Origin of the sequence: uncultured Campylobacter sp. (assembly GCF_938045205.1) — a bacterium.
Taxonomy (GTDB): domain Bacteria; phylum Campylobacterota; class Campylobacteria; order Campylobacterales; family Campylobacteraceae; genus Campylobacter_B.
Genome location: NZ_CALIMY010000117.1, coordinates 1 through 4,021, shown reverse-complemented (window position 1 = coordinate 4,021; position 4,021 = coordinate 1). Strand labels below are relative to the sequence as shown.

The 4,021-nt window shown below is 41.3% G+C and carries 5 protein-coding genes; all 5 read left to right on the top strand.

The window, feature by feature from the left end; genetic code table 11:
• The coding region (locus Q0198_RS07215; protein ID WP_366111976.1) for a hydrogenase maturation nickel metallochaperone HypA at positions 1-346 on the top strand (346 nt) is incomplete at its 5' end.
• A gap of 683 nt (positions 347-1,029) precedes the next feature.
• Positions 1,030-1,950 (top strand): TonB-dependent receptor plug domain-containing protein, encoded by a 921-nt coding sequence (locus Q0198_RS07210; RefSeq protein WP_297896492.1) that lies wholly within the window; start codon positions 1,030-1,032, stop codon positions 1,948-1,950.
• On the top strand, positions 1,871-2,407 hold the full coding sequence (locus Q0198_RS07205) for a TonB-dependent receptor (protein WP_297896490.1): 537 nt from the start codon (positions 1,871-1,873) through the stop codon (positions 2,405-2,407). Before Q0198_RS07210 ends, Q0198_RS07205 begins: the two co-directional genes overlap by 80 nt.
• Positions 2,335-3,102 carry a TonB-dependent receptor gene (locus tag Q0198_RS07200; protein WP_297896488.1) on the top strand — a complete coding sequence of 256 codons (768 nt, stop codon included), beginning with the start codon at positions 2,335-2,337 and terminating at the stop codon, positions 3,100-3,102. Before Q0198_RS07205 ends, Q0198_RS07200 begins: the two co-directional genes overlap by 73 nt.
• A gap of 34 nt (positions 3,103-3,136) precedes the next feature.
• Positions 3,137-3,766, top strand: a complete 630-nt coding sequence (locus Q0198_RS07195; protein WP_297896486.1) for a DUF4198 domain-containing protein — start codon at positions 3,137-3,139, stop codon at positions 3,764-3,766.
• Positions 3,767-4,021 lie beyond the last annotated feature (255 nt).

Here is a 4,021-nt window from a genome sequence, read left to right as displayed (position 1 = left end):
CAAAAACGGTGATTTTTATAAAAATTTGGATACAAATCCGCAGGCACCTTACGATACATTTAGTTCTAAAAGTCCGCAGATAAGGGAACTGCACGTAAAAATAGGGCGGCTAAGCGGCGTGGAAGCGCATTATCTGCAAAACTGCTATGAAGTCTTTCGCACGGGCACCGTCTGCGAAAATGCGGATCTCATTATCCACACCCAAGAAATCGTCGTAAAATGCAAAAACTGCGGTTTTAGCGGAGATTTGGCACAGAACGACTTTTCTTGCCCGCGCTGCAAAAGCTCCGAAATCAGCGTAATCGACGGCGAAGATATGTATCTAATGCGCCTGGTTATTGAATAAAAGAGGGCGTTTTAGGCGAAAACTTCCTATATTTTAATTTTAACTCCTTGCTATAAGCAAAATTTCATTTCCGCCCAATTTAGATATTTTATCCCTATTTCATTCTTGCAATAAATACTATCCATTATCCTGTTGATTTCATTTGAAATCACAAAATTATGAAATGTAAAAATTCTTCTAATAAAAAATCACTAATAAAAACACCAAATGCGTTAAAAATACATGAAATTATTCATATAATTATACGTTAATTTCGTATTAGATTTTTACTTGAAAATTATAGTTTTCAATATAGAATACCTAGAATTATAGTGTTTTTACTCCAAAAAATTGAAAAATGATGAACTACTGATATATATTTTCCTATTAATGATTTCTATGTAGTAAACGATTTATAAAAATGAATTTTTTGATTTTATTAATTTTTGCATCATTTCCATAAATTTTATGAACGTATTTGTTTAAATTATAATAAGTTTATTGTATTGCCCTATTTTGTATCTAAATTTGCAACATTAAATTCAATATAAATCATGCTTATATTTTACATTAATTTAATATTGTAGTAGTATTGACAATGATTATCTCATCTGATATAATAACGCGAAAATTTTATCAGATTTTAGGAGTTAAATTTTGAAAGTTTTTACTCTCTCTCTGAAGCTGCAGCCGCCCTACTTTTATTGAGCGCCGCAAATCCAGCCATAGCCGACGAGCAAACTAAGCAAAGCATAAATCTCGGTGAAGTAGAAGTTACCGCAAACAAAATAAGCGAAAATTTAAAGGATGTGCCACAAAGTATCAGCGTCGTAAGCGATACTGAGTTACAAGAGCGCGATGTCAAAAACGTCGAGGAGCTGGTAAAAACTATGCCAAACATTACCGGTGTGGGCGGAATGTATGAGGGCATCAGTACTAGAGGACTCAATCCTTCGATATATACGAGTTCCAACCCCGTCACGGTCTATGTCGGCGGCGTAGCACAAAGCAACAAAGATGCAGCCTATATCCCCGTTACAAATATTGATCACGTCGAGGTTTTGCGAGGTCCTAGCAGTGCGATCTACGGCAAAGACTCAATCGGCGGCATCATTAATATCGTTTTAAAAGAACCGACTAACGAGTGGAGCGGCAGCGTCGGCGCCGAATACGGCTCGCACAAATACATGCTAGGTCTTTTTGAAGCCAGCGGCGCGCTGATTGATGATAAACTATTTTTAGGATTAAACGGCTCGGCGTCCAAAGAGGACGGCTGGATCATCAACGATCTAAACGGCGATAAAGCCAACGACAAGAAAAATTACAATTTCGGACTAAATTTAAAGATAGTGCCGACCGATCGTTTTACGGTTAAAATTTACGGCGATCTTTTTCACCGCCAGGACGACTCGCTCGACGAGCTTTTTATCCCAAAATCGAGGTTTGGCAATATCTCAAAAAGCGAAGCCAAGCATATAAACTTAGAAACTCCCGCCCGCGTAAAGCAAACCTCTAGCTCGGGAGCGTTAGATCTAAAATATGAATTTGACAAATTTGACGCGACCTCGGCTACGACTTTTCGTAGAGCCAAAAAAAGACGGGCTTTACGACGAGGATTTTGGTAGTAAAATAACCTATCTCGACCCCGATCACTACGGGCTAGTTACATTTTTAAATTCTAAAAATGATACCTTCTCCGAGGAGCTTAGATTCAGTAGCGTAGGCGAGCAAAGCTTCAAATGGGTTGGTGGACTTTATTACGAAAACGAAAAGCAAGTCTTCGGCCCGATCGGCGACCAATACGGCGACGGCGGTAGGACGATAGTCGAGGATTGGCCTTCGGTCAATCGCGCGCAGACGGCATCGGTATTCGGTCAGATCATCTATCCGATCACGAGCAAATTTGATGCTACGCTTGGCGGCAGGGGTATCAGCAGATCAGAAAACACACAAAGGTCGATTACTTTTCATACGAGCTGGGACACAATCCCAGTACGCCCGCGTTTTCGATGGACGAGAAAGCGACATTTAGGACGTTTTTGCCAAAAATCGCACTTGGATACGATATCACCGATGAGCTAAATATTTACGCGATGTATTCAAAGGGCTATCTAGCCGGCGGCTTTAATTTCTACACCACCGGCGGCAGCAGGGAGGATAATAAATTTGACGCACAGACGAGCGATGACTACGAGATCGGTGTAAAGGGTTCGTATGAGAGCTTTAGATTTTCTACCGCGCTATTTTATATGGACATCAAGGGCACGCATATATTTTATACCGACCCCAATAACCCCAACATCTACTCGACCGCAAACGCCGATAAATCAAAATCTATGGGTGTGGAATTTGAAGGCGTCGCAAAAGCGAGCAAGGAGCTTGATATAAATTTAGCCGCGAGTCTGCTAAAGACCAAATACGGAGATTACATCAACAAAGACGGCACGAATAATAAAGGCAATAAAATCGAGAAAAACCCCGAGTATAAGCTCTCTTTGGGCGCGTCATACTACGCTCCGATGGGAATTTATACAAGACTGGACGGAAATATGATAGGCAAGACCTACTTCGATGCTCAAAATAAGCTAGCCCAAAAGAGCTATTTTACGGCGGATGCAAAAGTAGGCTACCTAAAAGATGGCTTTGACGTGTATTTTTACGTCAAAAATTTGACCGACAAAGAGTATTTCTCGCACATACGCGACAGAGCGAGTAATGTCTTAGTCACCTATGGCAAAGGCAGAATGCTCGGCGTCGGCGTAAGATATAGTTTTTAAATTTAGTAAATTTTATTAAAAGAAAGGATGAAAAATGAGGAAAAGTTTAGCTGTATTGGCAGTTTTAGGTGCATTTAGCGTAGCAGGCGCGCATGATTTTTGGCTTGCGGGTCAAAATGACGACAAACTGAGGGTTCAGATCGGATTTGGAGATGGATTTGCCACGTGCGAGTCGATCGATAAGCAGAGAGAAAATAATTTTGAAATCCCCGTAGTCATAGATAAAAACGGCAAAAAAATCGAGCTAAAGCGCACGAGCGAGAACTATAAATTTGAAGGCGAAAAGCAGCCGGAAGGCGTCTATATCATTACCGGGCAATATAAACCGACCTTTTGGACCGAGGATAAAAGCGGCAAATGGCATATGGGCGGCACGAAAGATACGATCAAAGACGCTAAATTTTGCCGTCGCGCCACTATGCTCGCAAAGGGCGTAATCAACACACAAGCAGGCGATCTCATAACTAAGCCCGTGGGCGAGCGACTCGAGCTCGTACCTTTAGAAAATCCGGTAAATTTCAAAGCTAATAAGCCGTTTAAAATCAAAGTGCTGTTTGAAGGCAAACCGCTTGCAAATGCCGCAGTTGAAGGCGCGCCGGATGGGTTTTTGGAAGATATGAGCGCATTTTATGGTATGACCACGATAAGGGCGAAATCGAGGTAATGGCGCTAAAGCCGGGTCCTTGGATACTAAAAGCAAGAAATAAACTCGCATTTTCGGATCCAAAGAAATGCGACGAAGAGACGATCATAGCGTCCTTTGCTTTTGAGGTAAAATAGTTTAAATTTGCTCTAAATTTTACTCCGGCTTTTAAATTTAAAAGCCGGATTACGCTATGTGAGAACTTTCGCGAACTTTGTAATTGCCGCGCGTAGGCTGCGCTTTTAACTCGTCGCGATTTGAGTATTGTGCTACGAC